Source organism: Mycobacterium sp. TH-M11 (assembly GCF_057473725.1).
Map to the genome: position 1 here is coordinate 1 of NZ_JBYCLD010000561.1, position 1,569 is coordinate 1,569.

Annotated in this window: 1 protein-coding gene; it reads left to right on the forward strand. The window is 64.5% G+C overall.

Annotated elements, in window-relative coordinates; all coding sequences use genetic code 11:
• The coding region (locus AC2VOG_RS21030) for an AMP-binding protein (protein ID WP_486941747.1) at window positions 1-1,569 on the forward strand (1,569 nt) is incomplete at both ends.

Sequence of the window (1,569 nt, forward strand, 5' to 3'; positions counted from 1 at the left end):
ATGGAGGGCTATGCGGAGCGCCCCGCGCTGGGACGACGTGCGGTCCGCTTCGTCGAGGACCCGGCCACGGGCCGGACCTCGGCAGAGCTGATGCCCCGATTCGAGACCATCACCTACCGTCAGTTGGCTGACCGGGTCGACGCCGTTGCCGCCGCCTGGGCCGGCGATCCGGTAGAGCCCGGTGACCGGGTGTGCGTCTTGGGTTTCACCAGTGTCGACTACGCGACCATTGATCTGGCCTTGCTCTTGCTCAGGGCGGTATCGGTACCGCTACAGGCCAGTGCGACGGTGGCCCAACTTGGGCCGATTGTGGCCGAAACCGAGCCGACCGTGATCGCCTCGAGTGTGGATTACCTGTCTGTGGCCGTCGGGCTGGTCTCGGCTGGGCATGCGCCTGCCCGGCTGGTCGTCTTCGACTACCACTCGCAGGTCGACGAGCATCGTGAGGCGGTCGCCGCGGCGCGGGCGCTTTTGGCCGACGCGGGCAGCCCGGTTGTTGTGGAGCTGTTGGACGATGCGCTCGAACGCGGCGCGACGCGGACGGCACCGATCATCGAGTCCCGGCAGGACGACTCGCTGGCGTTGTTGATCTACACCTCAGGCAGCACCGGGACTCCCAAAGGTGCGATGTATCGCCAAGACTTGGTTGCTCTCACCTGGCGCAGTTCCACGTGGACGGCGACCCAAAAGGAACGTGCCGTGCCCTCTATCACGCTGAACTTCAGGCCGATGAGCCACATTGTCGGGCGGGCGATGCTCTATGGCACACTCGGCGCCGGTGGCACCGCGTACTTTGCTGCCGCGCGCGATCTTTCAACATTTTTGGAGGATCTCGCGCTGGTGCGGCCCACCCAATTGGATTTCGTACCGCGGGTCTGGGAGATGCTGTTTGACGAGTACCGACGCGAGGTGGACTCGCGGTCGGTCACAGACAGTGAGCGTGCGAGCGTCGAAGCGCAGGTGATGGCCGACCAACGCCAGAACGTGCTCGGCGGGCGGTACGTGTCGGCATCGACGGGCTCTGCGCCGATGTCGGCGGACCTGAGAGCATGGGCGGAATCCTTCGCTGGCATGCACCTGACCGACACCTTCGGCTTGACCGAATCGGTATTGCTACTGATCGACGGCCGTGTGCAACGCCCACCGGTGATCGACTACAAGTTGGTCGACGTCCCAGACCTCGGCTACTTCAGCACCGACCGACCGCATCCGCGCGGCGAGCTCGCCGTCAAGTCGCAAACTCAGTTCGCGGGCTACTACAAGCGACCAGAACTCACCGCTGAGGCGTTCGACGCCGACGGCTACTACCTGACCGGCGACGTCATGGCCGAGCTAGGTCCCGATCACCTCACCTACATCGACCGCCGCAACAACGTCCTGAAACTCTCGCAGGGCGAATTCATCACCGTTGCGAAGCTGGAGACACTGTTCGGCGGTAGCCCGCTGGTGCGCCAGATCTACGTCTACGCCAACAGCGCTCGCTCCTATCCGCTCGCCGTTGTTGTGCCCACCGAGGATGCGCTGAGGCAGCACGAGGCACAATCGCTCAAGCCGCTGATCAACACGTCG